At 62.7% G+C, this 750-nt stretch carries 1 protein-coding gene; it reads left to right on the forward strand.

Translation table 11 applies throughout. The features are described 5' to 3' along the window. Positions 1-750, forward strand: a 750-nt coding sequence (locus AC1RQF_RS33405; RefSeq protein ID WP_492874408.1) for a hypothetical protein, incomplete at both ends; no start/stop codon positions are given.

Consider the following 750-nt stretch of genomic DNA (forward strand, 5'->3'; position numbering starts at 1 on the left):
TTGGCGGTCGAGAGACCGGTCGACGTGGAAGTCGACAGCGACGCGACAGTGCTGTCGGTGGTGCTGAGGCCGGTCGAAGTCGACGTGGACAGCGAAGCGATGCTGCTGTTAGCGGTCGAGAGGCCGGTCGACGTAGAGGTCGAGAGCGACGAGACAGTGCTGTCGGTGGTGCTGAGGCCAGTCGAAAGCGAACCGATGCCGGTCGAAGTCGACGTGGACAGCGAAGCGATCGAGCTGTTGGCGGTCGAGAGGCCGGTCGACGTGGAAGTCGAGAGCGACGAGACGGTGCTGTTGGTGGTGCTCAGGCCGGTCGAAAGCGAACCGATGCCGGTCGAGGTCGACGTGGACAGCGAAGCGATGCTGCTGTTAGCCGACGACAGGCCAGTCGAGGTGGAAGTCGAGAGGGACGAGACGGTGCTGTTGGTGGTGCTCAGTCCGGTGGACAGCGAGCCGATGCCGGTCGAAGTCGAGGTGGACAGCGAAGCGATCGAGCTGTTAGTCGTCGAGAGACCGGTCGACGTGGAAGTCGAGAGCGATGAGACGGTGCTGTTAGTGGTGCTCAGACCAGTCGAAAGTGAGCCGATGCCGGTCGAGGTCGACGTGGACAGCGAGGCGATCGAGCTGTTGGCGGTCGAAAGGCCGGTCGACGTGGAAGTCGACAGTGAAGCGACATTGCTGTTGGTGGTGCTGAGACCAGTCGAAAGCGAACCGATGCCGGTCGAAGTCGAGGTGGACAGCGAAGCGATGCTG

The sequence above is a fragment of the Burkholderia sp. GW821-FHT14F03 genome (assembly GCF_058803765.1).